Origin of the sequence: Streptomyces sp. NPDC056486 (genome assembly GCF_042795295.1) — a bacterium.
In the GTDB taxonomy this organism is placed as follows: domain Bacteria; phylum Actinomycetota; class Actinomycetes; order Streptomycetales; family Streptomycetaceae; genus Streptomyces.
Genome location: NZ_JBHTSF010000012.1, coordinates 61,943 through 87,780, shown reverse-complemented (window position 1 = coordinate 87,780; position 25,838 = coordinate 61,943). Strand labels below are relative to the sequence as shown.

Annotated in this window: 25 protein-coding genes, 1 tRNA gene and 1 pseudogene; 10 read left to right on the top strand and 17 right to left on the bottom strand. The window is 69.4% G+C overall.

Going from position 1 to position 25,838, the window contains the following annotated elements; genetic code table 11:
* From ACFQ7F_RS08290 to ACFQ7F_RS08240, 11 genes are all read right to left on the bottom strand, one after another.
* Positions 1-855 carry a DNA primase gene (locus ACFQ7F_RS08290; protein WP_383267951.1) on the bottom strand — a complete coding sequence of 285 codons (855 nt, stop codon included), beginning with the start codon at positions 853-855 and terminating at the stop codon, positions 1-3.
* 86 nt (positions 856-941) lie between these two features.
* Positions 942-1,109, bottom strand: coding sequence for a hypothetical protein (locus ACFQ7F_RS08285; protein ID WP_383267948.1), 168 nt, complete (start codon positions 1,107-1,109; stop codon positions 942-944).
* A 12-nt stretch (positions 1,110-1,121) separates the two neighbouring features.
* On the bottom strand, positions 1,122-1,577 hold the full coding sequence (locus tag ACFQ7F_RS08280) for a hypothetical protein (RefSeq protein ID WP_383267945.1): 456 nt from the start codon (positions 1,575-1,577) through the stop codon (positions 1,122-1,124).
* Between the two features lie 203 nt (positions 1,578-1,780).
* Complete coding sequence (locus tag ACFQ7F_RS08275; protein WP_383267942.1) at positions 1,781-3,907, bottom strand: FtsK/SpoIIIE domain-containing protein; 2,127 nt, start codon at positions 3,905-3,907, stop codon at positions 1,781-1,783.
* 97 nt (positions 3,908-4,004) lie between these two features.
* Positions 4,005-4,322 (bottom strand): hypothetical protein, encoded by a 318-nt coding sequence (locus tag ACFQ7F_RS08270; RefSeq protein ID WP_383267940.1) that lies wholly within the window; start codon positions 4,320-4,322, stop codon positions 4,005-4,007.
* Between the two features lie 55 nt (positions 4,323-4,377).
* Positions 4,378-5,262 carry a DUF2637 domain-containing protein gene (locus tag ACFQ7F_RS08265; RefSeq protein WP_383267937.1) on the bottom strand — a complete coding sequence of 295 codons (885 nt, stop codon included), beginning with the start codon at positions 5,260-5,262 and terminating at the stop codon, positions 4,378-4,380.
* Complete coding sequence (locus tag ACFQ7F_RS08260) at positions 5,259-5,459, bottom strand: hypothetical protein (protein ID WP_383267935.1); 201 nt, start codon at positions 5,457-5,459, stop codon at positions 5,259-5,261. The genes ACFQ7F_RS08265 and ACFQ7F_RS08260 overlap by 4 nt, the downstream gene beginning before the upstream one ends.
* Positions 5,456-5,722, bottom strand: a complete 267-nt coding sequence (locus tag ACFQ7F_RS08255; protein WP_383267932.1) for a DUF6284 family protein — start codon at positions 5,720-5,722, stop codon at positions 5,456-5,458. Before ACFQ7F_RS08255 ends, ACFQ7F_RS08260 begins: the two co-directional genes overlap by 4 nt.
* Positions 5,723-5,915: 193 nt before the next feature.
* On the bottom strand, positions 5,916-6,101 hold the full coding sequence (locus tag ACFQ7F_RS08250; protein WP_383267929.1) for a hypothetical protein: 186 nt from the start codon (positions 6,099-6,101) through the stop codon (positions 5,916-5,918).
* 69 nt (positions 6,102-6,170) lie between these two features.
* Positions 6,171-6,389, bottom strand: coding sequence for a hypothetical protein (locus tag ACFQ7F_RS08245; RefSeq protein ID WP_383267926.1), 219 nt, complete (start codon positions 6,387-6,389; stop codon positions 6,171-6,173).
* Positions 6,390-6,472: 83 nt separating this feature from the next.
* Positions 6,473-6,853, bottom strand: coding sequence for an ATPase (locus ACFQ7F_RS08240; RefSeq protein ID WP_383267924.1), 381 nt, complete (start codon positions 6,851-6,853; stop codon positions 6,473-6,475).
* Between the two features lie 388 nt (positions 6,854-7,241).
* On the opposite strand from ACFQ7F_RS08240, the gene ACFQ7F_RS08235 reads away from it, so the two are divergent.
* Positions 7,242-8,012: a GntR family transcriptional regulator gene (locus ACFQ7F_RS08235; RefSeq protein WP_383267921.1), complete on the top strand. Its 771-nt coding sequence runs from the start codon at positions 7,242-7,244 to the stop codon at positions 8,010-8,012.
* A complete protein-coding gene (locus ACFQ7F_RS08230; RefSeq protein ID WP_383267918.1) occupies positions 7,993-8,556 on the top strand; it encodes a GNAT family N-acetyltransferase in 564 nt (187 codons plus the stop codon). The genes ACFQ7F_RS08235 and ACFQ7F_RS08230 overlap by 20 nt, the downstream gene beginning before the upstream one ends.
* A 56-nt stretch (positions 8,557-8,612) precedes the next feature.
* Here the strand turns inward: ACFQ7F_RS08230 and ACFQ7F_RS08225 are convergent, their stop codons facing one another.
* Complete coding sequence (locus ACFQ7F_RS08225) at positions 8,613-9,185, bottom strand: hypothetical protein (protein WP_383267916.1); 573 nt, start codon at positions 9,183-9,185, stop codon at positions 8,613-8,615.
* 411 nt (positions 9,186-9,596) lie between these two features.
* The gene (locus ACFQ7F_RS08220; RefSeq protein WP_383267913.1) at positions 9,597-10,766 is read right to left on the bottom strand and encodes a restriction endonuclease; all 1,170 of its coding nucleotides are present in this window, start codon (positions 10,764-10,766) and stop codon (positions 9,597-9,599) included.
* 394 nt (positions 10,767-11,160) lie between these two features.
* On the opposite strand from ACFQ7F_RS08220, the gene ACFQ7F_RS08215 reads away from it, so the two are divergent.
* From ACFQ7F_RS08215 to ACFQ7F_RS08200, 4 genes are all read left to right on the top strand, one after another.
* The gene (locus ACFQ7F_RS08215; RefSeq protein ID WP_383267910.1) at positions 11,161-11,367 is read left to right on the top strand and encodes a LexA family protein; all 207 of its coding nucleotides are present in this window, start codon (positions 11,161-11,163) and stop codon (positions 11,365-11,367) included.
* Positions 11,368-11,480: 113 nt separating this feature from the next.
* Positions 11,481-11,580 (top strand) — tRNA-Thr (locus ACFQ7F_RS08210).
* A gap of 167 nt (positions 11,581-11,747) precedes the next feature.
* Positions 11,748-12,035, top strand: a complete 288-nt coding sequence (locus tag ACFQ7F_RS08205; RefSeq protein WP_383267907.1) for a hypothetical protein — start codon at positions 11,748-11,750, stop codon at positions 12,033-12,035.
* A gap of 106 nt (positions 12,036-12,141) precedes the next feature.
* Positions 12,142-13,203 (top strand): LacI family DNA-binding transcriptional regulator, encoded by a 1,062-nt coding sequence (locus ACFQ7F_RS08200; protein ID WP_383267904.1) that lies wholly within the window; start codon positions 12,142-12,144, stop codon positions 13,201-13,203.
* 86 nt (positions 13,204-13,289) lie between these two features.
* Here the strand turns inward: ACFQ7F_RS08200 and ACFQ7F_RS08195 are convergent, their stop codons facing one another.
* Positions 13,290-13,805 carry a hypothetical protein gene (locus tag ACFQ7F_RS08195; RefSeq protein WP_383267901.1) on the bottom strand — a complete coding sequence of 172 codons (516 nt, stop codon included), beginning with the start codon at positions 13,803-13,805 and terminating at the stop codon, positions 13,290-13,292.
* 242 nt (positions 13,806-14,047) lie between these two features.
* Between ACFQ7F_RS08195 and ACFQ7F_RS08190 the strand changes: the two genes are divergently transcribed.
* Positions 14,048-14,494, top strand: coding sequence for a hypothetical protein (locus ACFQ7F_RS08190; protein WP_383267898.1), 447 nt, complete (start codon positions 14,048-14,050; stop codon positions 14,492-14,494).
* A gap of 86 nt (positions 14,495-14,580) precedes the next feature.
* A pseudogene (locus tag ACFQ7F_RS08185) lies at positions 14,581-15,348 on the top strand (response regulator transcription factor); the annotation flags it as partial.
* Here the strand turns inward: ACFQ7F_RS08185 and ACFQ7F_RS08180 are convergent.
* Positions 15,327-15,446, bottom strand: coding sequence for a PT domain-containing protein (locus ACFQ7F_RS08180; RefSeq protein ID WP_383267994.1), 120 nt, complete (start codon positions 15,444-15,446; stop codon positions 15,327-15,329). The pseudogene ACFQ7F_RS08185 and the gene ACFQ7F_RS08180 sit on opposite strands and share 22 nt — an antisense overlap.
* A 29-nt stretch (positions 15,447-15,475) precedes the next feature.
* On the opposite strand from ACFQ7F_RS08180, the gene ACFQ7F_RS08175 reads away from it, so the two are divergent.
* Positions 15,476-17,512, top strand: a complete 2,037-nt coding sequence (locus ACFQ7F_RS08175) for a sensor histidine kinase (RefSeq protein WP_383267895.1) — start codon at positions 15,476-15,478, stop codon at positions 17,510-17,512.
* 533 nt (positions 17,513-18,045) lie between these two features.
* Positions 18,046-21,342 (top strand): BTAD domain-containing putative transcriptional regulator, encoded by a 3,297-nt coding sequence (locus ACFQ7F_RS08170; protein ID WP_383267892.1) that lies wholly within the window; start codon positions 18,046-18,048, stop codon positions 21,340-21,342.
* Positions 21,343-21,404: 62 nt separating this feature from the next.
* On the opposite strand, the gene ACFQ7F_RS08165 is transcribed toward ACFQ7F_RS08170, so the two are convergent.
* On the bottom strand, positions 21,405-23,120 hold the full coding sequence (locus ACFQ7F_RS08165; RefSeq protein ID WP_383267889.1) for a bifunctional 3'-5' exonuclease/DNA polymerase: 1,716 nt from the start codon (positions 23,118-23,120) through the stop codon (positions 21,405-21,407).
* 380 nt (positions 23,121-23,500) lie between these two features.
* A complete protein-coding gene (locus ACFQ7F_RS08160; protein ID WP_383267886.1) occupies positions 23,501-25,705 on the bottom strand; it encodes an FtsX-like permease family protein in 2,205 nt (734 codons plus the stop codon).
* Positions 25,706-25,838 lie beyond the last annotated feature (133 nt).

Sequence of the window (25,838 nt, the reverse complement as noted above, 5' to 3'; positions counted from 1 at the left end):
TCACATCCCCAGTGCAGTGCGGGCGTTGGCCCACGCGTCAGCACAGTGGCGGGCCGATTCGCCCTTGGCCTGCGCGACGGTGAACAGCCGCGCGGCATGATCCTCGGTGAGGCAGCCACACCGGCCGTGGACGGACAGCACGGCGAGGAACGTGCGGTAGACAGTGGCATGGATCGCGCTGCGGGCCTGGGTGATGCGCGTCTCGGCCATGGCGAGGCCACGCTCCAGGTAGGTCGGCGTGCGGTGAGGACACTGTCCATTCCCGCCCCGCGCGGGCAGCGCGATGGCCACCGGTCGGACCGGGGCGGGTCCCTTAACGATCAGCGCGCGCACGACGTCCGGGAGCGCCGTGCGGGTGCCGGTGCCGGGGCCGAGCCACCGGGCGTAGGCCATCGTGGACTTGATATCCGCGCCGGGCCGGACTGCGTTGGCGGAGGGCATGGCGCCCTGGTAGATCCAGTGCTCGCCCCGGGTGGTGGGCACGGTCTGCGTGGCGGGCAGGGTTTTGCGGGCCCACGTGATCGCGTCGGCGTCGTCGAGGTCGACGACGGTGAGCCAGGCCCCGCCGGGGTGGTAGGCGACGGCGGATGCCTGCGACCAGGCGCGCCGCCAGGTGCCGGAGTTGATGATGCTGGGATCGGTGGTGGCGGCGGCCCAGCCGTGGCAGGGCGTCGGGCAGGTGCACGGGCCGGGAGTCTTCATGTTCGGCCGCCCGCCGCATGCGTTGTTCGCGCAGGAACGGCAGTTGCCGAACGGCACCTTCCCGACTCGTAGCGGCAGGACGGGCACGCCGGAGGCGGCCAGGGAGAGAGCGGTAGGCAGGTGCTCTCCCCGAATGTCGGTCGGTTGCGTCATGCTGGGAGACCTCCACAGGTCAGTAGGTGGCTGGTGGACAAGGGCGGCCCGAGGCTTTGGCGAGACGCGGGCCGCCCTTGGCGTAGCTACAGGTCGTCGGTGCCGCTGTAGTGGGCGACGTAGCCGGGGCAGGTCGACTCGGGGCAGTCGCAGCCGCCGCACTCGTTGCAGAGGTCGCCGGAGCACTCGTCACACAGTTCGTGGCCGGGGCATCCGTAGTCGGCGCATTCGTCGCAGTAGGCCTCGCAGTCCATGCGGGTCCCTTCTCAGCTGTGGAAGTGGTTGCGCTTGAAGATGGCCTTGCGGATGTTGAAGGTGTTGCCGCCCTCGCCGTGGCCGAAGATCTGGACGGCGATCCAGCCGCCGAAGATGACGGCGGCCAGGATGATGAGCTGGGTGATGAGTGCGGTGAGTGCGGCGATGAATGTGGTGAGCAGGAGCAGCCCGCCGCAGACGGCGCCGAAGCCGATGCCGCCGAGCGCGAGGTTCACGGCTGTCCGCGAGACGAGCGGCTTGGCGGCGACGGGTTCGGGCTTTGCGGCGTCGATGGCGTAGCCGGTGACCACGCGCCCGTCGGGCAGCACGATGGACTGCACGGCGGCGACCTGGCCGTTGGCCGGAGCGGGCACGAGCGGCGCGGCCGGTGCCGGGGTGATCGGGGTGGGTTGGTGGATGGTCACGGCCCGTTCCACGGGCGCGTGCGGGCGGTGTTCGGGATGCATGCGGAATCCCTTCCGGGAAGCGGTCAGGGAGGCGGAGACACCCCCTACCGGGGTGCGTGTGGAGGGGGTTTCAGGGGTGCTGACCTGCGGGCCTCCCTGCCTCCCTGAGCGATCATTCGTGCAGGTCAGGGCAAGGGAGGCGAGTCAGGGAGGCGCTCAGGGAGTTCTCCCTGCCTCCCTGGCCCGACGGGGTGCGCCTCCCTCTACTCCGAGGCGGAAGCGGAACCCTCGCCGTCGCCTTCCTCGGCGCGGTTGGCGAGAGCACGGGCGAGGCGGTCGGCGGCGATGACCCTGCGGCCGTCCGACTTGTAAGGCTCGGCCCCGGTGCCGTCCAGGACGCGCGTCAGGTCGCTGAACGACCAGTCGCCGTAGGCGTCTTCGTTGAGTACGGCGAGCCGCTTGAGGACGTCTTGGGTGAGCAGCCGCGGGGCGGTGCCGAGCACGGCGGCGATGTCGGCGAGCGGGTCACGCTCCTCGCCGCGTTCGATGGCGTGCAGGGTGGTCACCCCGTCCCGCAGAGCCTTGGCACGCTCGGTGAGGGCCTTGGCGCAGTCGTCGTCGACGTAGTGCGTGCGGACCGTGATGGACGACTGGCCCTGGGGGATGTCGATGCCGGACGAGGCGACGACCAGGGTTCCCTGGTCCAGGCCGGGCCGGAGCAGGTTGGGGGCGGCGCCGCCGTCGACGGCCTTGTCTCCCAGGGCCATGCGGGCCTGTGACTCCGTGCCGAGCGCGAGGGAGGCGCGGGTGTGGGCGCCCTCGCGGACGAGCTTGGGGAGGTTGTCGTTGGTGGGGTCCTGGGTGCCCTGCCACATCAGGACATTGACGGCCCGGCCCTGGTTGTGGATTTTGCGGACGGCCATGAAGTAGCGGGAGTTGGCCTTGGAGCCGCCGTAGGGGCGCTTGTCGTCGTCCTTGGCCGGGCACATGAACGCCACCTGCGCCTCGTCGACCAGCACGATCAGGGCCGGGAAGACGGTGCCGGGCGGTTCCTGGATGCGGCGGTTCATCTCCGCCACGGCGCCCTCGACCATCTCGGTGACCTCGATGACGTGCTCGTCGGTCGGCCCTTGGATGAGGGTGGTGGCCACGCCGTCGAACATGGCCCAGTCACCGACGCCCTTGAGGTCGCCCATCAGGAACTGCACCGACTTGTCCAGCGCCAGCCACAGGGCCAGGGAGCGCAGGGCGACGGTCTTGCCCTGGTTGGACAGGCCGGTGATGAGCAGGTGGCGCTGGTAGAGGCTCAGGGCGGCGGCGTCGCCGCGCAGGTCCTGGCCCCAGGGGGCGCGGCCCTTGGTGTAGTCGGCGGTCATCGTCTCGTCGGTGACCAGCGGCGAGGGGCCGATCGGCTCATCCAGCGCCCCGGAGTCGGCCACCCACAGGCGGACGGTGCGGGCCGCTTCGGGCAGGGTGATGAACACTTCGTGCTCGTGCCGGGTGAGGTTCTCCGCGAGCTTGCGGCGCCGCTGCTGCACCTCCACCGTCGACACCCCCGAGGGAAGCGTGACGTCGACCTCGACGCCGCATCCGGCGATGCGGATGGGGCCGAGCATGGAGGCGCCGGCATCGCCCATCTCCTTGATGGCGTTGCGCAGCGCGGGCACCCCCAGGTCCCGCAGCGCCTTGACCACGATCGAGGGCGTGATGGGCTCGCCGTCGCCGTTGCGCACCCGCTCGGGCAGCGCCCAGTTCGGCGCGGCCTGCTGATGGCGTCCCACGCCCCACAGGGCGAGCAGCGCCACGAACGGGCCGAGCGTGACCAGCGGCCCCCAGACGACGGTGACGATCGTGATGAGCAGCTTGATGAGGCCGATGACGGCCATGAGCGGGGTGAGGGTGTCGGTGATGTCCTCGTTGGCGATGGCCAGGGCGATGCCGAGGGCGATGAGGGCGCCGATGCTCATGCCGGTGCCGACCGCGACGCCCTTGGCCGCATCCACCGGGGAGCGCAGCAGGTCCATGCGGCGTTGGTGGCGGGCGGCGCGGAACTGGCGTCCGCGCTCTTCCCACTCGGCTGCTACGTCGTAGTTCCCGGCGGCTTCGGCGGCGCGGAGCATGCGTTCGTAGCGGGCGGCGGTCTTGCCGTCCCAGGTGCGGCGGGCCACGATCCGCGTGCCGCCCACCACGTACATGGTGTGGCGGACCGCCAACCGGCCCGCCCCCTTGGTGCGCTCGTGCGTGGCCACCTGCCGTATGGCCCGTCCGGAGCGCACCCACAGCGGCACCAGCGGTGCGGCGGGAGGCTCGGGGACGAGGGTGAGGTGCGGGGTGGTGTCGGTGGTGGGCGGGTCGGGGTTCTTGTGCAGCTGAACGACGTTCTCGCTCATGGCGGAGAAACTCCTGACTACGCGTGCGGGGAGGGAAGTTGAGGGGCGGGGAGGCCGTAGGGGGTGGCCGCCCCAGGCAGCGATGCCACGTGGGAGGTCAGAACCAGCCCGACGACTTCTTGGCGGCCTTGGCCTTGGCGGCCTCGTTCACCACGCGCTGGCGCTCGACCTGCAGGGCGGCGATCTCGGCGTTGAGGCGGGTGGTGGCCGCGTTCCAGGTGGTGGTGGCCTGCTCCTCGCTGCGGGCCCCGCTCTTGCCCCGGGCGACCTTCACGGAGCCGCTCGCGGCGGCGGCGAGCAGGGCGCGCCGCTCACGGCCGGTCAGCGGCCACATCTGGCGCCCCTCGGCCGCTTCGAGCTTGCGGGTCGTCGCCCGGATCTCACGGTCAAGGCGGCGGGTATCGGGCTTGCCCATGGTCAACCCCTCCAAGGGGACGTGCGGATGACGGACGGGGACGGGGTGGCGGGCATCAGGCCACCGCCGTAGCGCGCTCGGCGCGCAGGGCCTCGCGCAGGGTGCGGGCGTTCTTCGGCGAGGTGTGCACCGCCAGGCGGATGCCTTCGGCCGTCAACTTCGCCTCCGGCCACCCGGCCGTCACGGTGCGCGCCTCATCGAGCAGCTGCTCCGGGGTGCGCTTGGGGCGGGGCGATCGGGCGGCATCGGGGACCCGGCCGGTGGCCCGACGGGATCGGGTCGACTCGGCGGCCACCGCCCGCGACTCGATCGAGGCCACCGGAGTCGGCTCGATCGTCGGGACGGGCTTGAGCGGCATGGCCGACTTCAGGAACCCGACCGCCACCGGAGTCGGCAGCGCCACGGGGTGCGTGGTGATCGGCTCGGGGGTCGATACCGGCAGGTCAGCGGTAGACCGATTCCTTATGGTCTCGGTAGATTCCTCAGCATTTACGGTCGGAGGGTCGATCGGGGCGGGTTGGTGGTGCAGGACCTTGGCGACCAGGTCGGAGCCGAAGTAGATCGACCCGACCGGCAGCGACGTGGCGAGCAGGACCAGCGCCCAGTTCGCCGGGTCCCAGTCGGCCAGGCGCCCCCAGTCGACCGTGCGGCCGTGCAGTTCCGGGACGAGTCCGTGGACGTAGTTGAGGACCAGCGAGGCGAGCGTGTAGGTGCCCAGCACCCGCAGCGCGAACGTCCGGTCCCGACCGGCCAGCACCAGGGTGGCGACCAGGGCCAGCGCCATCAATCCGTCGACCACGAACGGGTAGAGCGTCGCCGCCGTACTGTCTGCGCCCACCGCGTTCGCGATGTCCCGCAGCGCGTTCCAGGAGACGCGAAAGGCCATGCCGACCACCGCGACGAGCGCGGTGACCAGGAGGATTTTGCCCTTGCGGTTCATGCCGCACCGCCCGTCGGGCGCGGGCGCCGGTGGTGCAGCAGCCAACCGGCGAAGTGCACTCCGGCGCCGCCCATCACCGCGTACCGCCAGGCGGGCTCGTGCAGGACGAGCAGGCAGATGGTCGCGGCCATCATGACCAGCGAGCCCAGCACGATCAGGGCCAGCGCCCAGCCGCTGGGGGAAGGCTTCGCGCTCATGCCCCCACCCCCGCACCGGCCGTCGCGGCGGCGTTGGCGAGCGTCACGCGGGCGGCGAGGGCCTTGCGGCGGGCCCGGCGCAGACGCCGGGCGTCCAGCTCGGTGGGCGTGCGGTCCAGCGTGATGATCTGCGCGTCCAGCAGCTCGACATCGGCCAGGATGACGGGCAGCTCCAGCTCGATGGCGTCCAGCTCAGCGGCCGTGGGCTCCATCCACGGCTCGAAGGCGGTAACAGCGTCCTGAACAGTGACGATGTGCTTCATGGGTCGTGTTCTCCCTAGCAGTAGAGACGGCCCGAAAAGCACCCCCGGAGCTGCAACTCCGGGGGTGCGCGCCGTTGAAGGAAGGAAGCCGCGGTGAGTGCGGCGGTGCGGTCAGCGAGTGCGACCGCCGTGCCCCGGCCGGGAGTCGAACCCGGCCTTGCGACCATCGGGGCGATCGAGCAGGGGCGGCGTTCTAGCGGCGGTTGAAGGTCATGTTGAGTCCGCCGTGGTTGTCGCCGTTGATCACGTGCGAGGTGCTGTTCTCGCCGGTGACGACGACGCTGTTGTTGATGACCTGGCCACCACCGGTACTGACGACCTGGGCGCCGTTGGCGTCGGTGCCCGCGTCGCCGTTGTGGGTCTCACTGTGCTTGGCCATGAGGTATCTCCCTCTCAGACGTGCGGTGCATGGATGAGCAGTGCGAAGTGCTGGGGCTGGAGTGGCGGCTTAGATCGGGTGGTTGGGCTGCCAGGTACCGGCCTTGGCCCGCGACAGCTCGTCGAGGTATCCGTCGGTGGCAGCGCGCATCCGCTGAGCGGTGGCGGTCGAGCCCGCCTCTTCCAGCGACTTCGCGGCTCCGTGCGCCGACGTGATGTCCGCCTGGATGTCGGCGATCAAGTGCTCCTGCTGGATGCTTCCGGGCTGCATGAAGTGGCGTGCGGTCACGGCGATCTCCTTGGTTGAGGTGCGGAGCGGGCGGGCTGACGGCTCCCCTTGCCGCCCGGGTCACCGGGCGACGCGGGCAGTCGTCAGCGCTGGACGACGGCCTTGCTCAGGTCGCGGTGGGAGACGGTCACCGAGTGCCCGGCCGCCGTCAGCTGCTCGGCCAGGGCGCGGGCGAAGGTGGGGGCGCGGTGGCGGCCTCCCGCGCATCCGTCGGCGACGGTGATGGTTCCGGCGCTGGGCCCGGAGGCGAACGCGGCGACCGCAGTGGCGGTGGCGTCCACCAGGTCGGTGATGCCGTGCGTGCCGAGCACGGCGGTACGCACCGGCTCGTCGTCGGCCGTCATGTACCGCAGTTCCGGCGAGACGTGCGGGTCGCGGAAGTGGTGGCGCAGGTCGATGGTCAGATGCGCGGCGGGCGGGGCGTCGTGCAGGTAGCCGAACGAAACGATCTCAACAGCACTCATGAAGGACTCCCAGAAAGTAAGGGGGTGTTCCGGCTCCCCTCAGCGCTGCTCGTTGCGAGACGAGCAGCGGAGGCAACCGGCCGCAGCGCACAGAAGGCTGCGGGGATGGGGGGTCTTGTGGATGTCTCCTTCCGGGAACACGAGCTCCCGGTGCAGGCGTATGGAGACGTGACCTTTCGGTCTGAGCCCTCCGGCTGACAAGGCGCCGGGAACCTCCCCCCGTCCGATGCGGGGCTCCTGGGTCGTTCAAGTAACGCTGTACGTGACACCCCGTACGACTTGTCTGGAGGAGTGCCGTGAGATGAGAATGCCCACTCGGCACTTGGCGAGTCAAGCCCCCTGGTCTAACTTGTATGGAGGAGTTGCAGCGGAAGCGCGGAGGAGACACATGCGGCGCGGACTTACGAAGGCGCAAGAGATTGCGGCTGACCTGCGAGAACAGATCGATTCGGGGCGACTTGGAGGCGGCCAAGCGCTGCCGAGCGAAGCGAAGTTGATGAGCCAGTACGGCTACAGCCGTGAAACCGTGCGCGCCGGCGTCCGGGCCCTGGTCGATGAGGGGCTAGTCGTGACGGGGCAAGGGCAGGGGAAGTACGTCCGCGAGGACTATCCCCCGGTCGTTTGGAACTGGACGACCCTAGAGAGCCGCAAGCGTCACGCGACTGCCGTGGAAGGCCGGACTGCTGGCGACCAATGGGCCAGCGCCGTTGCCCATGAGGGCAAGAGTCCCCGGCAGGAAATCAGCGTTTCGATCGTCGTACCCCCCAAGCACGTCCATGAGGCGCTCGGCCTGCCTGAGGGAGGACTGGCGGTAGCGCGCAAGCGGGTGCGGTACGTCGACAACCGGCCGTACGCCCTCGCGGACTCGTACTTTCCGCAGGAACTCGTTTCCGGCACCTCGCTTATGGAACCCCGTGACGTGTCCGCGCCCGGCGGAGTCCTCGCGTCTGTCGGCCTCGTTCAAGCGAAGTACCGCGACGAGATCGCCGTGCGGATGCCGACTCTCAAGGAGGCCGAGTTGCTGGCATTGCCATCAGCTACGCCGGTCGCCGAGCACACCCGGACTGGTTACGACGAAGAGGGGAAACCTCTTCGCTGCATGGTCACGATCCTCCCAGGAGACAGGCACAAGATCCTTTATGAAGTCGATGCCGACTGAGTACCTGCGCCCTGCCGCAGCCGCGGACGTACCCGCACTGATGGCGTTGAGGACCGAAGCTGAGCAGTGGCTGCATGCGAGAGGCTCGGACCAGTGGAATGACCGCGAGGCTGGCGAGAGAGCAATTAGCAAGTGGCACGCCACGATCGACGATGGGCGGTCTTGGATTGTCGTGGACGACAGCGGTGCGGCGCTGGCAACCGTCAGCCGCGGGCCCATTGATCGGGACTTTTGGAACGACGACGACAAGCCGGAGTCCGCGTTCTACCTCTACAAACTGATCGTGGCGAGGTCAGCAGCAGGCAAGCAGCTCGGTGCCCGAATCGTCGACTGGGCTTCCCGAGTTGCTGCACTGGAGGGGCGCGACTGGGTGCGTATCGACACCTGGCGGACGAACACGGAGCTGCACGCCTACTACGAGCGTCTGGGGTTCAAGCACGTGCGGATGGAGACGCCATCGCACCGTCGATCTGGATGGCTCGCACAGAGATCATCGGACGTTATGTCCCTCCCGGACCATTCACTGGCCGTGGGTAGGCGATGAGGATCACTCGACCAAGAAAGCTACAGTCCACTGTAACAATTTCTTATCGGGGAATTCTATGAATCTCTCGAGTCCGCATCGCTCGGCGGCCCCGATATTGTGCCATTCGATGCCGGGGTGTCTCCCTGCCCATCAGGTCGATACAGGGAGTGCAACTCTTGAACCACATTGGCATAGCTGGATAGTTGGTATGACGTGATCTTTTCGGCAATTACGGCCTCCGCTAGCACGTCATTCGAAGCTCGGAGCAAGCCAAAGGACCGCCACGTCAGAACCGCGCCAAGGATTATTCCAAAAGCAGCCCAAGGTTCTGATTCAATTGCGATAGTAACGCATAAGAAGCTGAGCGCAATTCCCATATTGAGTCGAAAATCAGCCTCTGCTTCCTTCCTGTCGAACTCACCATAAAGCTCTGGGCTCTCAAGATGCACTTTTGTGGCCAGTTGCGAACGCTCCCGCAAGGTGCCAGCGGCAACTACATCAGGAGCGACAGAAGCCAGGTACTCCGGCCTTGGGCCGCCTTCGCATTCTTCTAGCCGATACACAAAGGCTCGGAGTGAAAGAAACGCACCCGGACTGACCATTGGATGCCAAACAAGGTAGTCTTCCCAGCCTTCAGGGAAAGACATGAATAGACCTTGAAGCCAACGGAGGGACCTGACGACCCCGAGGAAGAAAGTGGAGGCCCGAATCTCCACTAGGCTACCGACCACAAAGGCCGCGAATGACAGGGCGGCTAAAGTGGCTGCCCTGCCCGCAAAATCCGATAGATTATATAGAACGTTGAACAGGCCAGTCGCCCCTGAGTGCGACGGAATTGTGTCATGGATTGTGATCCACAACGAAAGTAGCCACACGTACCCGCAGGCGAGCGGAGTTCTAAGCTCTCGAAGACCAGGAAGCAGGTTCATCAGCATAAGGACATGATGGCGCGGTCGGCTCCGTGACTCAGTTGCTCAGCACTATCGGGTCCGTCTCGTGACGCTGACGCTCGGCACACTTGTTTGGAGCTAGCCCCTGTCGGGACGGCGGCAGGCAGGTCATCGGAGACCGTGGCCTGCCGCGAGGTGCGGCTTCTGCGCGAGCATGGTTTCCAAACGGCTATCGGGCCACAACTCAATGTACGGAGCGGAGCCACGCTCGTTGTGTTGCTCTGCCCAGGCGACAGCGTCGGCGGTGAAGCGTCCAGACGTCGCTATGACGAGACCACGCACGACCGGCGGCTCCCACAACTTCACCGCTGCGGCGGTCGCTGATATAGCGGGCAAGTCCACAGAACGTTTTAGCCAGTGCTTGGCTTGGACTATGACGCGCTCACTTCGCACACCACCAGTGCTGTCTCTGATGACACGGTCCAGAGACAGGTCACGTCCGCGATCAGGTGCGCGCGTGTGCATCAACCATTGGACATTCTCATGTTCTGAGAATTCGCGGAGTAGGTCGTATAGGAGTCTCTCGAACTTGTCGTCGTCTAGCCGTTCCCAGGGTAGAGCAGTCGTAGCTACGCCAGTCAGATTCCCGGCTGCTGCGCTTCCTAGATCGAATTCTGGTACAGGTAGCGGATCTGAATCTGACAGGGCGCCGCTATCGATATCTGGTTGAATGCTAGGCCAATCGAACTCCGCGATATCATGCCAATCGTGGCCCTCGCCGAAGGAAATGTGTCGGTGAAGGTCGCCCCAGCGACCTTTCCTCTCTGCGGTATTTCCGAGGAGTCTTTCAATTTCGCTGACCGCAGAGGTGACAATTCCGACCGAGGGGTTGTCGAGAACTTCCCGAGACGCGCGTGGAACATCTTGAAGAATGCTCTGCAGGGCCACTTTCACCTGTGCCTGCAGTTGTTGCAGCCGCCCTGCAATTGCCCGTCGGCGGGCCCGATGCAGCCGATATCGATAGTCGGCAAGGTCTTTCCCTGGCTTCTCCCCAGCTTCCCAAACATCTACCGGAAGCTCGCCAATATCGGCGTAGTCGATGAAGCTCTGACCCATTTCGTCAATGTCGGGAAGCTGGTCGGTGACTGTCCAACCGTCAATCGGTGGCAGCCCCGAGATTAGATCGGCCCAGGCTCGGCGGTGATCATCGTATTCGGGGTGGGATCCCCGTGCAGGGCTATTTGGGATGAAGGCCGACGCTCGCGCCCAGACGGCCTCTAGCTTGGCCAGATTGGCGGCTGCGCGGTCCATGACGCTCAGTAACTCTTCGAGGTCCACACTTCAGACTGGCACAGGTTCCCGAATTTAGGGGCGCCCGGAGCTGAGCTGCGCCCACATGTAGCGCACTGCTCCTGTCGCCGCGCAGCCCCAAGGTCGAAGGGCTGCACGAGTTGCTCCGGGGGAGGTCCTGCGATCGGCGCAGCCCGCGCTGTAGCTTGCCTAGAAAATCGAACATCTGATCTAGTTGAGGGTATGGACCCCTCACTTCCCGATGACCTGGTAAGCATGCAGCGGAAGTGGACTGCGACCTACGCGCAGCTTGCCCAGCAGCCGGGCCGCACTGTTCTGCGCCGCCGGTTGCTAGCGCTTTCCATGGCTCTGGCGCGGCACCCACTGAGCCCTTCCGAGCGCGCCGAACTACGGCAGCGTGCTCGCGCAGATGGGACCGACAATGAGTCTCACTGAGCGCCAGGCACGGATCCTTCGCTGCATCAGGGACGCGATAGCCGAGACGGGGGAGTGCCCCACTCTCGAAGAGATCGGGGCTGAGGTGGGGCTTTCGAGCAAGTCGGCCGTGCACTACCAGTTGAAGCGCCTCGAAGTGCTCGGGGCCGTTGCTCGTACCAGCGCTGGCGCCCGGGTGTACCGGCTTATCTGAGGCCCGAACTCGATCCGCGGGTTGGCTCGCGTGGGCTCAGTTGCGGTCTCGGTTGGCCCGGCATCCGCCGTGATCCAGATCCGTCCGAGGGTGTCCAGTAAGTCAGTTGACCTGGGCTTACGTGAGTTCGGCGAACGGTCCTGGACGGCTCCGGATCAAGATCCGACAACTCGTAATGCGTAGGTCTCGGGTTCGAATCCCGAAGGCGGCCCTGTAGAAGCCCCAGGACTCACTCGCCGTGACCTGGGGCTTTTGCTTTTGGTGGGGGTGGTGGCGATCGCTCCGTTTGTTGAACCGCTCGTGCCGGGTTGTTGAACCGCTCGTGCCGGGCTCGCGTCTTCTTTCTTGATCGCGACTACACGCACGCACAGGAGCAGACCGTGAGCGGCAAGGACGTTGAGCAGACCGACGAGCGGGAATACGGCCCGGGGCCCTGGTGGGAGGACCTCGGAGCGTGGGGAGCTGTCGGGCTGATCGCCTTCGGGGGGCTCGCGGCGGTGTGGGTCTTTTTCCGGCTGCCCGGTACCCCGAAAGAGCTGTCGCTCGGCTACTACCAGGCCGCCAAGGTCGTCACCATCGGCCTGGTGATCGCAGGAACCGCCTTGCTGGGACGGCGTCGTGCCGGGGCCTCGGGCACCGAGGAGACGAACGAGGCGGAACGCGCCTGATGTCACCGGCCGTCGTTGCGGAGCGGCCTCCGGTCGAACCCCTTGTTCCGGCGTTCGGCGGCTAACGTGTCCAGCGCCCGAGCAACTGCGCGAATCGGAGACGGCGTTGACGGAACGGTCGAACGGACATCGCCCCACACTTGAGGACGTGGCGCACCGGGCAGGGGTGTCGAAGTCCACGGTGTCCCGTGTGATCAACGGTGAGCCCCGGGTGCGGGCCACGGTCGCGGAACGTATCCGACAGGCCGTGGACGAGCTCGGCTACGTACCCAACCAAGCCGCCCGCAGCCTGGTCACGCGCCGCAACAACGCCGTCGCCGTCGTGGTCACCGAACCGCAGAACCGGCTGTTCGTGGACCCGTATTTCGACTGTCTGCTTCGAGGCATCCGTCAGGAGCTCGTCCTGCAAGGGGCGCAGCCGGTGCTGTTGTTCATCGAGGAGCCGGGCGACTATCCGCGCGTCGGAAACTTCCTGGGTGGCGGCCACGTCGATGGTGCCCTGCTGTTCTCGTTGCGCACCGATGACCCGTTGCCCGCCATGGTCGAGCGCATAGGCCTGCCCGCCGTCTTCGGCGGTCGCCCGGCCGTCGGCTCCGGTCATCGCAGTCACAGTTACACGTACGTCGACGCCGACAACCGCGGCGGAGCCAGAGAAGCCGTCCGGCATCTCGTGGGGATGGGACGCCGACGTATTGGGACCATCACCGGTCCGCTCAACCAGGCCTCCGCGATCGACCGCCTCGACGGCTACCGGGATGTACTCCACGACACCCCGCCCCAACTCATCGCCGAGGGCGACTTCACGCTGCAGGGCGGCGCCGACGCCATGGCCGTGCTCCTCGACCGGTGCCCCGACCTGGACGCGGTCTTCGTCGCCTCGGACCTCATGGCCTCCGGCGCCCTGCGCATACTGCGAGAACGTGGGCGCCGCGTACCCGAGGACGTGGCGGTCGTCGGCTTCGACGACCTCGCGACCATCGCCGGGGCGACGGAGCCGCCGCTGACCACGGTGCACCAGGACATCGAGGGCATGGGGCGCCTGATGGCCCAGCTGCTCTTCAAGCCGACAGCGTCGGGTGAGCCCGCGTCGGGAGACGGCGGCGGCCCGCCGCTGTCTTCGTCTTCCGTGGTCACCCCGGTGCGTCTGGTCGTGCGGCAGTCGGCCTGATTCCGCCCGATCCGCCGATCCGCCTGATCCGTAGTTACGGATGCTTGGGGGCGTGCGTGTCGGGTGCCGGTCTATGGGCGGCTTGCTCAGTGGCGTAGCGCCTTGCCGATCTCTGCCTTCGGGGTGCCGGAGAGGTCGCGGTTGCTGCGGGCCGTGCCGGACTTCGACTGGTCGGGGTCCGTGTTGTTGATGTTGAGGACGACCGTGTCCAGGAGGTTGCCGTCGCCGTCGCGGAAGTTGATGGAGACGGCGTAGTCCGCCTTCTTGTCCGTGCTGTTGGTGGCCGTGATCTTGGCTGTCGTCCGGTTGCCGTCGGCCTTGGCGGGGCCGTCGACCTTCACGTCGGACTTGGCGTTCACTCCGTCCTTCACCTCGGCCATCTTGGAGGCGGCGGCCTCCGTGGCGGATGAGACGGCTTCGCCTGCCTTGGCCGTGGCGGAGGCGGCCTTGTCCTTGGCCTTGTCCACGTCGCTGTTCGAGCAGGCGGTGGTGGTGAGGGCCAGCAAGGCGGTGGCGGCTGCGGCGGTGGCGATGCGCGTGGCGGCGCGTGTGGTGGTGGTGGTGCGGGAGCCGGTGGGAGTGGTGGCGTGGGTGCGGGTCATGCGGACCACCTTCGGGGGGATGGGGGCTGGGCGCTAGGTGGGGCGGCCGTATGGCGCTGGGGGGTGGCTGGATGGGATGGATGCGGTGGCCTTGCGGGGCTTGGACGGCGGGGGAGTGTCGCGCGCCGTGCTTGCTCCGGGCGGACATGCCGATACGTCCCCTCGGGTGCGGGTGCGTGAGGGTTCGGGTGGTGGGGGAGGGCTCTCGGCGGCGTCCGCGGGTGGGGTGCGAGGATGCCGCGATGAGTGATGAAAGTGTTGCCGCTTACGTTCGTTACGAGTCGCCCGTACGCCATGAGCGCGGGCACTTCCCCGGAGTGTTCGTTCTCGTCAACGGACTTGCGCGGGAAGGGAAGTTGACGCCGGAGCAGGAGCGGTTCCGGCGGGCCAACAACGACTGGTACGACGCCGCGTATCCGACCCCGTCGAAGGTCGACCCCACCGTGTACGACCACGACATCACGCCCGGCGCCGTGGCCTGGTTCAAGGTCACCGCCACTCATCTCGTCGACCGCGTGCCCGGGTATCTGGAGATCCTGGATGCGCACGGCGTCGAGTGCCGGGTGGTGCGGTCATCGGATCCGGGGCGCGTCGTCTATGAGGACGAGTTCCAGGTTGTCGTCGTGCCGTACGACGGGGCGCACGAAGAGCCGCACGAAGAGCCGCAGGAGGGGGCGCACGAGCGGTAGGCAGTCTCGCGGGGAGTTATGAGGATCCTGTCAGGCCGCTGTTCGTATTCCGTTCGGGCAGGGTCGCCCCGCTTATGCTCATCGCCATGTGCGCTTTTGTCCTGGTCGCGGAGGATGACGAGAAACAGGCCGAGCTGGTCCGCCGCTATCTGGAGCGCGAGGGCCACACGGTCGCCGTCGTCCACGACGGGCGTGCCGCGATCGACGAGGTGCGGCGCAGGCCCCCGGACCTGCTCGTGCTCGACGTGATGATGCCGAGGGTCGACGGGCTCGGCGTCACTCGCGTCCTGCGAGGCGGGAACGGGGGCGGCAGCAGCGGCAGTAGCGGGAATGGGAGCGGGGGCGGGGGCGGCCTCGTGGCCGGGATTCCGATTCTGATGCTGACCGCTCGCACGACTGAGGACGATCTGCTGCTCGGCCTCGATCTTGGCGCCGACGACTATCTGACGAAGCCGTACAGTCCGCGCGAGCTGATGGCCCGCGTCCGTACGCTGCTGCGGCGCGCCCAGGGTACGTACCATCCGGTCGTCGAGGGCGCCGAAGCCGTGCCGCGCGTGCTGCGGGCGGGTGGGCTCGCCGTCGATCCGGTGCGGCACGAGGTGACCGTCGACGGGCGGCTCGTCGAGTGCACGCCGGGGGAGTTCGACCTGCTCGCGGCCCTTGCGGCGGAGCCGGAGCGGGTGTTCACGCGGCCCCAGCTCCTTGACCGTATCCACGGGTCGTCGGGATACATATCGGTGCGCACCGTCGACGTACATGTGCTCAATCTGCGCAAGAAGATCGAGGACGATCCGCGCAGGCCGCGCCATCTCGTGACGGTCTTCGGCGTCGGCTACAAGCTCACGGGTGCGGCCATCGGCCCGTCTACCGGCCCGTCCGTCGGTTCGTCCACCGGCCCGTCCGTCGGTTCGTCCACCGGCCCGTCCGTCGGTTCGTCCACCGGTTCGTCCATCGGCGCGGCCCTGGGGGCGGCGGCGCGACATGGTGCGTGACATACCGTTCCGCAAGAGCCTGCTGCCCCGGCTGCTCGCCGTCTCCGTGCTCGTCTCCGTGGTCTCGATCGCCGCCACCGCCTGGCTTGCCGCGCAGACCACGTCCGGCGCGATCCGGCAGGAGCAGGGGCAGGTGCTTGCCGATGACGCACGTGTCTACGACGAGTTGCTCGGCCTCGGCGCCAGTGCGCCCGGGTGGCGGGGTGCCGACAAGACCGTGCGGGAGCTGGCCCGGAAGACCGGACGGCGTATCACCCTGACCACGCAGAAGCGTGTCGTCATCGCCGACTCGCGAAGCAAGAGCGATAGCGATAAGGGTGGGAAGGGCGGTAAAGGGGTAGTTGGTGCCGAGCTGCCGACCAATGCCTCGGCCGTCGTCGATCCGCTCGCCGTCGACGGAGCGCTGACCGCCGGTGCGAGGAACGCGGACGCCGAGGCCGGGGGCCAGGACCGTATCGATCCGCGCGCGGTCGGCCCCTTCCGGCTGCCGGGGCCGGAGCGCAAAGAGCTGGCGAAGGCCGCTGCGAGCGTCGTGGACTGCATGCACGACCTCGGGGTTTCCGCGCAGGTCGTCCAAGGCCCCGGCGGGCGCCCACGCGTCGACGCCCCCAACGATCCGTCCCGGCTTCTTGACTCGGCCTGCCGCAATTACCAGCTCGACATGCCCACCCGTACCGAGAGCAAAGCGCTCGAGCGGCTCAACAAGCTCACCAACGCCTGCCTGCGGCGCGGGGACGCCCCGGCCGTCAAGGTCGGGCTCGATCTGACGTGGTGGCAGTCGGTGGGAGTGTTCGACCGGTCTTCCGGGCGCTACATCCCTGCCGCTCACGCCGGTTCGGACATGCCCGAAGAGGTGTCGGGCGGCCAGGCCGACGCCTTCCCGCCCACCGAGCCGGGTGCGCTGATGGCCACCCCCTCGGAGCCGGTGCCGTCGGGCGGTGTCACCCGCGTCGGCAGGGAGTACGACACCAAGACCGCCGCCTGCGTGGGCAGTGCCCGGCGCGAGCAGCTCGGGTCGTACGTCTCCGAGCCCGCGCTCCTCTTCGTCACCAGCTCCGACGGTTCGCGCACCGCGGTGGCCCGCGCGGTGGAGAGCTCGAAGTTCAGCCTCTCCGGGGCCAACACCACTCGGCTCGCGGGTCTCTCGGCCGGCATCCTCGCGGTGACGGTCGCCGTGACCGCCTTCGCCGCGTCCCGGCTGACCCGCCCGCTGCGGGCGCTGACCGCCGCGACCCAGCGGATGAAGACGGGCGAGGCGGCCGAACCCGTCACGGCGCGCTCGGCGGGTTCCGCCGGTGAGATCCGCCAGCTCGCCGAGGCCTTCAACGACATGGCCGCCCACCGCAAAGCCCTGGAGGACCAGCGGCAGGCCATGGTGAGCGACGTCGCCCATGAGCTGCGTACGCCGCTGTCCAACATCCGCGGCTGGCTGGAGGCGGCCGAGGACGGCGTGGTCGACACCGACCCGGAGCTCGTCACCTCGCTCCTCGAAGAGGCGCTTCTGCTCCAGCACATCGTCAATGACCTGCAGGATCTTGCCGCCGCCGACGCCGGTACGCTCCGGCTGCACCGCGAGCCCGTGCACGCGTCCGACGTCGTGGACCAGGTCGCGGCGGGGCACCAGGCGGGCGCGGAGGCGGCGGGCGTACGGCTGAGCGCGACGACGCTCGGCGACCCCTGCTTCACCGCCGATCCGCTCCGGCTCCGCCAGGCGATCGGCAACCTGGTCTCCAACGCGATCCGGCACACCCCGGAGGGCGGCAGCGTCACGATCAGCTGCCGCGCCACGCCCGACGCGGTCCTGGTGGAGGTCGCCGACACCGGTACCGGCATCGCGCCCGACGATCTGCCGCACGTCTTCGACCGCTTCTGGCGCGCCGACAAGTCGCGTACGCGGGCGACCGGCGGCAGCGGGCTCGGCCTCGCGATCGTCCGGCAGTTGGTGGAGGGGCACGGCGGGACGGTGACGGCGCGGAGCACGCCGGGGGAGGGGGCGGTGTTCACGGTGCGGGTGCCGTCGGACTGATCGGGTGCCGTCGGACTGATGGAGGGCCCAATGATGGATGGCGCAATGATGGAGGGCGCCTGGCATGACCGGCTGCTGTTACCCGCTGCTATTGCTGGCTGCAGTTACTGGCTGCCGTTACTGAGGGATACCGCTTCGGGGCCGTCTTTGAGGGGCTCGGCGGTGTGTGTGAATCGTGGGTAGATCGTGTGTGATCGGTGAGCACCTGGTGCCGGAATCCGGAGGCCGACGCGTGTGGCCGGGGTCCGTGGGGGCGGTGCCTGTCGCGTGCTTCCCGCAGGCTTACGGTGCTTCCCGCGTGCGTACGGTGCCTCACGCGCGGTGATCGCGATTCCGCGAGCCCCCCAACTTCCCCACCCCGTCGGGAAGTTGAGGGTGCATCGCAGAAACTGAGCGGGCCCGGCCGCAACGGTGACACTCCCCCGAGTTACGCGCTGAGCGCGAGTACCGGCGGGGCCGGGCCCGATGTGTTCATTCCATCAGGGGCCGCCAACCGATCGCTAACATGAGGCCAACGGTTGGCGGGAGATGGCGTGGACGTGCGGTGCGACGGGTTGCGGTTCGGACTCCTGGGCGCGCCTGCCGTGTACGACGCCGAGGGTGAGCCGCAGCCCGTGCAGAGCGCCAAGGGGCGCGCCCTGCTGGCCGCGCTGCTGCTCGAGCCGGGCCGGGTGGTCTCCGTCGACGCCCTCAAGGACGCGCTGTGGGGCGGCGCCCCGCCCGCGTCCGCGCACGCATCGCTGCAGAACCACGTGACGCGCCTTCGCCGGCTCCTGGACGATCCGGAACGGCTGCGGGCGGTGCCCCCGGGGTACCGGCTGCGGGTGGCCGACGGCGAGCTTGACGTGCGGGTCTTCGAGCAGTTGGTCGCGCAGGCGCGGGCCGCGCACGCGGAGCGTGACTGGGGCGTCTGCGCGGACGCCGCGTCCGCCGCGCTCGCCCTGTGGCGCGGCACTCCGCTGGGCGGGCTGCCCGCTGACACGGCGGGCCACGCCCTCGTGCCACGCCTCGAGGAGGCTCGGCTCCTTGCTCTTGAGCTGCGGTACGACGCGGAACTGGCGACCGGGGGCAGGGTCGGGGCCGGGGGCGGGGGCGGAGGGCTCGTGCCGGAGCTGGCGGAGCTGGTCGCCGAGTATCCCTTGCGGGAGGCCTTCCACCGGCAGCTGATGCTGGTGCTGCACCGCACGGGCCGCCAGGCGGAGGCGCTCGCCGTCCACCGCGAGCTGCGGCATCGGCTGGTGGAGGAGCTGGGCGTGGAGCCGGGTTCTTCTGTGCGGGAGGCGCATCGCGAGGTGTTGCAGGAGCCCGCGGGGGCGGCGTTGGGGGGACTCGATGCGGCGACGGGCCACGATGTGGCTGGGCTCGGCTCGGGTGGACTTGATGCGGCCGCCTCGGTGGGCTTCGACCCAGGGAGCGAGGCGGCGGGGCTCGCCTCCGGCCCCTCGGCGACCCAGACGACCCAGGCGGCCCAGGCGTCCAAGGCTTCGCAGGCGTCGCGCTCTCCCTCCGGTTCCGACGGAGCGGCGTCCGCATCCGCTTCCGTATCGGCATCAGGTTCCGCTTCCACCTCCACGGCCATTTCCACCCGGCCCGCTCAACTCCCGCCGTCCCCACCCCACTTCACGGGCCGCGAGGAAGTCGTGCGCTCCCTGGCGCGGCTCCTCACGGGGCAGACAGGGCAGGCGGTGCAAACAGGGCAGGCGGTGCAGACAGGGCTGGCGGGGCAGACGGTGCAGGGGAGCACCGGCGGCGACGCGTACGACCGGGTGCCCGGCGCCGGGCCGCCCGTCGCCGTCCTGTCCGGCATGGCGGGCGTGGGGAAGAGCGCGCTCGCCCTGCATGTCGCGCACCGGCTGCGTGAGTACTTCCCCGACGGGCAGCTCTACATCAATCTGCGCGGCGCCACCCCGGGCATGACGCCCCTCACGCCCGACCAGGCCCTCGCCGCCCTGCTCCGGGATCTCGGGGTCGAGTCGAGCCAGAGCCCCGAACACCCGGACGCCGCAGCCGCGTTGCTCCGCTCGCTGCTCGCCCCCGCGCGTACCCTGCTGGTCCTCGACGACGCGGCGACCGCCGCGCAGGTGCGCCCGCTGCTGCCCGCAGGGCCCGGCTGCGCGGTCATCGTCACCAGCCGTTCTCCGCTGACCGCGCTCGACGGGGCGGGACGTTTCCCGCTGGAGCCGCTCTCCGACGGGGACAGCATCGCCCTGCTGCGCGCCGTCTCCGGGCGGGCGGGGCTCGACGCCGGGCACCCGTTGGTCGAACTCGCGGGGCGTCTCCCGCTGGCCCTGCGGATCATCGCGGCCCGCCTCGCCGCCCGCCGCGCGCTCACCCCGGACGCCCTCGCCGAACTCCTCACCGTCAGCGGCGGGCGGCTGCACCACCTGGAGCACGACGACTTGAGCGTGCGGCGCTCGCTGGCCGTGGCTCTGGAGGCGCTGCGTACGGCGGAGCGCGAGTCCGACCGGGACGCGGCGGCCGCCCTCGCCGCGATCGGCGCGCTGGATCTTCCGGCGTACGGAGTCCCGCTCATCGCCCGGCTGTTGCGGGTCGAGGAGTGGCGTGCGGGGGCCGCGCTCGACCGGCTCGTCGACGTCGCGCTCCTCGACGAGACGGCCTACGGCCGCTATGCCCCGCACGATCTCGTACGCGATTTCGCGCGTGAGGCGGCCCACCAGGACGGGACGCGGGCGGCGGACGCCGTGGAAGCGGCGCTCCAGTGGTACGCGGAGTCGGCTCGGCAGACCGTGGTGGCGATCATGCCGGACGGTCTGGACCGCGACGACCGGCTCATGGGAGTCGACGGTCGGCTGCCGCCTCGGCGCACCGCCGATGGCTCCCCGGCCCCCTCGGTGCCGCCGATGTCCAGCGATGACGCCTTCGCCTGGGGCGACACGGAACTCACCAACGTCATCGCACTCGCCGACCGCCACGGCCGCGAATCCGTGCTCCTGCCCGTGCTGGTCCGCTGCTTCTTCTCGTACCTCAAGCGCCGTGGCCGGCTCACCGAGGCAGACCTCCTGAACCGCCTCGCGGTGACCGCCGCCCGCCGCTGGAACGACACCGCGGCCGAGGCGCAGGCGCTCACCGACCTCGCGGGCCTCAACTATGTGTCGGGGCGAAGTGGCGCGGCGCTCGCCCTGATCGACGAGGCCCTGGATCTGTGGCGCGAGCTCGACCTCACGTCGTTCGTCCACCGCGCCGTCCTCAACCGCAGCCTCCTCCTCGAAGCCCTCGGCCGTTACGAGGAGTCCGTCGAGGCGCTGTGGCAGAGCCTGGAACTGGCCAAAACCTTGGGCGATCCCCTGAGCGAGGCGTTCGCCCTCAGCAACCTCGGCAACATCTACGAGCACACCGACGTGCGCACCGCGATCGGCTACCACGAGCGGAGCCTGTCGATCGGCGAGTCTCTCGCACACGCCGGAGTCCGGCAGGAAGCCCACTGCGACCTCGGCCACGCCTACCTCCTCCTCGACGAACCGGACGTCGCGCTCACGCACTTCGAGGAGAGCCTGCGCATCCACGGCGAGGCCGAGGACTGGCACAACGAGTCCAGGGTGCGCCTCGGCATGGTCCGTGCCCTGCGCGAGGTGTGCCGGACGCAGGACGCGGAGCGAGAGTGCGCCGACCTCCTTGAGCGTGCGGAGCAGCGGGCCGACGCCCACATGGCGGGCCTGGCCCGTCACCAGCGTGGCCTCCTGCTGTACGCGGAGGGGCGCGCCGAAGAGGCGTACGCGCAGTGGAGGTCGGCGCTTGCGGCGCTCGACGGCACGGACAGCAGTGAAGTGGTCGACGAGCTGAAGGGCTTGCTGGCGGGCGGAGCGGGCTGAGCGGGCTGGCGGGCTGAGCGCGTCAGGTGGGTCGGGCGGGTTGAACCAGGGGTGTGTGAGGGCTACTTCGCGTCCGCGTAGCACTCCACCACGGCGACGGTGAACGGGAAACGCACCGGCGTCTCGCCGAACGTTATGCGCCCTGCCAGATCTCCGGCCGCGCGGATGGCCGCCGTGACCGTCTCGGCCTCCTCCTGTGGGCAGTGCACGATGACCTCGTCGTGCTGGAAGAAGACCAGCTCGGCGCGGAGACCGGCCGCGGCGATGGACTGACGCAGCGCGGCCAGCATCAGCAGGGCCCAGTCGGCCGCGCTGCCCTGGACGACGAAGTTACGGGTGAAGCGGCCACGGGCACGGGTGTTGGAGGAGGCGTACCCCGGAGTGAACTCCCCCTCCTGGTAGGGAAGTTCGGCCGGTTCGTCCTGCGGGATGCCCGCCTCGTCGAAGTCCCCTGCTCCGGCCGCCGGAGGACTCGTCCGACCCAGCCACGTCCGTACGAGTCTGCCCTCCTCGCCCGCCTTTGCCGCGTCGTCGACGTACGCGACGGCGGCGGGGAATCTGCGGCGCAGTGCCGCCAGGTTCTTCAGACCGTCGCCCGAAGTCTGCCCGTACACGGCGCCGAGGAGCGCGATCTTGGCGTGGTCGCGGTCGCCGGAGAACGCGCGGTCCGAGAGACGCGTGTAGAGGTCCTCGTGGCTCCCTGCCACCTCCATCAGGCCCCGGTCGCGGGAGATCGCGGCGAGAACGCGCGGCTCCATCTGGTCGGCGTCGGCGACGACGAGCCGCCAGCCGGGGTCGGCGACGACCGCACGCCTGATGATCTTGGGGATCTGCAGCGCGCCGCCCCCGTTCGTCGTCCAGCGGCCGCTGACGGTGCCGCCCGGGGTGTACTCGGGCCGGAAGCGGCCGTCGCGCACCCAGTCCTGGAGCCAGCTCCAGCCGTGCGCCGTCCAGATCCGATACAGCTTCTTGTACTCGATCAAGGGCCGCACGGCCGGGTGGTCGATCTCTTCCAGCGCCCAGCGCCGGGTGGACTTGAGCCTGATACCGGCCTGCGCGAAGGCCTTGATGACGTCGTTCGGCAGGTCGGGGCGGACGCGGCGGCCGAAGGCGGCGGAGATCTCGTCGGCGAGCTCGGCGAGGCGGCGGGGCTCGGACGCTCCCGCGTTCCTGCCGCCGCCCGCATACCGCTCGCCGAGGAGCTCGGTGAGCAGGGCGTGATGGACGTCGGCGCGCCAGGGGAGGCCCGCCACGTTCATCTCCGCGGCCACCAGCATCCCGGCCGACTCGGCCGCCGTGAGCAGCCGCATCCTGCCGGGGTGCTCGGCGGCCTCGTGTCTTCGCTGCTGCGCGGCATACACCTCCAGGAGGGCGTCGAAGGGGAGGGACGTCACGGGGGAGGGCTCGAAGAGGGAGTCCTGGGCGCCGGGAGCTGCCGCTCTGGGGGGCGGGTCGTTCGGTACGGGGGCGTTGTGCAGCCGGGCCCAGGCCGCCGCGGCCGAGCGGGGTTCGCCGAGGCGGCCCTCGTGACCGAGGAGGAGCAGCTCGGCGTCCTCGATGTCGTAGCACCTGTCGACGTGGACGCCCGCCGTGAGCAGTGCGGGGTAGATCTCGGCGGTGGACCGCCAGACCCAGCGGCTCGTGTCGGGTCTCTCGCGGACGGCCCTCGCGAGGTCCGGCTCGTGCAGGGGCGGTCCTGAGGGCAGGCCGTCTTCTCCGAGGGGGGCGAGGGTGGCGCCGCCGGTCTCGGTGGGGGCGAGGGCCCACCTTTCTGTCATACCGGTGAGTCTTGCAGCAGCCACTGACAATCCTGCGGAGGGCTTTGCGGAGGGCTTTGCGGGGGGCGGTGCGGTGCGGTGCCGGCGGCGGGGGCGGGGGTATCGGTTGCCCTGCGTCTGCCTCTGGTCGAACGGGCCTTTCCCACCCACCCGCCCGATTGCCCGGCAGCACCATCTAGCGCCTGCGGGGCCAGGGGTGGGTGGGCAGGTGATCCGTACAGGCGGGGGTGAGTAGAGGGGCGGGGGTGGGTGGGTGATCCGTACAAGTCGGGGTGCGCAGAGCAGTCGGCGTGGGTCGGTGATCCGTACGAGCAAGCACAAGCACGAGTAGAGCAGCCGGAGTAGGTGAGGGGGAGTCGTATGGAAGGGAGGGGAGGGGCTCAGTGGCGCCGTATCCCCAGCAGTGCCGACCCCACGCCTACCACCGCGCAGATTCCCGCGGCCAGCCCCACCATCCCCCAAGGCACTACCAGCCCCGCCGGTGCCGAAAGGCGTGCCAAGCCCGCGCTCAGAGTGCCCAGGTTGAGCAGCGTGACCGCGAGGCCCAGTACCGCGCCCACCCCCACCGCCAGCAAGGACTCCCCGGCGATCACCATCCGCACTTGCCCCCACGTGGCTCCTGCCATCCGCAGTGACCGCAGCTCAGGGCCCCGTACCGACGTTGCCATCAGCAGTGTTCCCGCCAGGGAGATGGCCGTGTAGACCAGCGCGATACCCAGCAGCACCAACAGACCCAGCCGTGTCTGCGGCTTCGTCGCCGGGTGGGTGTCCGCCAGCCACTCCTCCGCCGAGCGCACCCGAATCCCACCCTCGCCCTCACCCTCGGCGCCACCCCCACCTGCACGCGCACGCTCCCGCAGCGCTCCCGCCACCTCGTCCCGGTCCGCCCCCGCCCGCAGCCCCACGTCGATGCGGTCCACCGGCGCGCCGCCCGACCCCGCCCCCGCATTCGCCGCCGTCACGTACGCCCCGTTGTCCCCCGTTCCTCGCTCAAGCACCGCGACGATCCGCAGCCGTGCGGGTCTGCCGTCCCCGAGCCACACGTCGACCCGCTCGCCCACCCGCCGCCGCTCCCACTCCTCGTTGACGACGATCGACCGGTCGTCGAGGTCACGTATGTCCCCCGCCACCACCGGAAGCCGCGACACCGAGGCGAACGCCGCCGGATCATTCACGGCCCGCGCGTCCGAGCGGATCAGCGCCGTGCCTTCCTCCCGTACGAACACGGCTGTGGACGCGGACGACGCGGCCACCGCCACCCCGTCCACCTGTCGCAGAAAGCTCGGGGAGCCCAGAGCGCTCGGAGAGCCCAGGGGCCTCAAGTCCTTGCCGGTCACCACCAGTTCGGCCCCCGTACGCTCCCGCGCCTCCGCCGCCCTCGCCGCTCCCGACGTCTCCGCCGAGCCGAGCAGCGAGCCCGCGAGCGCCACCGTCACCAGGACCGGCGCGGCGACGGCCGCGGTGCGCCGCACCGACGCGGCGGAGTTCTCGCGGACCAGGAGACCGACGGCGCCGGGAAGGCGGACGGCGCGCAGTACGGGGCGTACGAGAAGGGGAGTGAGGGCGGCGAGTGCGGTGATCAGGATCATCGGCTGGGTGGTGTACGTCTTCCGCTTCATCAGCGCGGACGGGTCGGTCCACAGGGTCAAGGCGAGCAGCCCGATCCCCGCCGCAAGAAGCGCGCCCCCTGCGATCCGCCGACTCCACGGCATGACGGCGGTGTCGACGGACGCGTCCCGCAGCGCCTCGACGGGGCCCACGCGCCCCGCCCGTCGGGAAGCGGTCCACGCACCCGCGATGGCGACTAACACGCCGACCCAGAAGGCGAGATGGTACGGCCACACGGCCCCGCCGATCCCGAACCACTCCGGGGCGATCTCGGCGTCCACCAGCATCCCGGCAAGCACCGGCGCGCCCCAGGCCCCCAGCGCACACCCCACCCCGGAGGCCGCGACCCCCACCGCGAGCGCCTCCGTGAGCAGCATCCTGCGCACCTGCCCCGGCGTCGCTCCGGCCATCCGCAGCAGCCCGAACTCCCGCCGCCGCAGCGCCACCACGAAGGCGAAAGTGGAAGCGGTGACGAAAACGGAGACGAACGCGGACACCCCGCCCGCCGTCCCCAAGAACGAGTTCACCGCCATCAACGCCTCCGCATCCTGCCCCGGCTCCGGATCGGCCAGCCGCCGATCACCCCCGGTGAGGACGTGGGCCCGCGCCTCGACGACCTCGCGCACCTCATCGGCCGGAGCGTCCACACCCACCGCGTCCCTTTTCGCCCCGTCCAGCTGAACCGGCCCGAGGCGCCGAAGGTCGCGCAGAAGTTCGATATCCACAGGGTGTGGATAAGTTAGTGGCTTGGTCACGTGTCCCGTGTCCGGGCCGCGTTTCACTGGGACAGTCAGGGTGTTCTGCCCCATAACGACCACGGGGGATTCGGCGAACCGTACGGGTGTCCGCTCCGGCGCGCTGAATGTCGATGCGAGCCCGAGCCCCATCGTGGCGGTCAGCGCCACGCCGAGCGCGACAGCGACGAACGCGCCGAGAAGGCCGGCCCAGCGGGTGCGGAGGGAGGCCAGGAACATCATCGGCCACCCGCGAACATCGACTTGCCACGCACGATCAGTGACGCGTCACGCGTGATCGTCGGTTTGCTACGCGCGTTCGGTGACGCGTCACGCGCGATCATCGACTTGCCACCCGCGTTCGGTGACTCGGCAC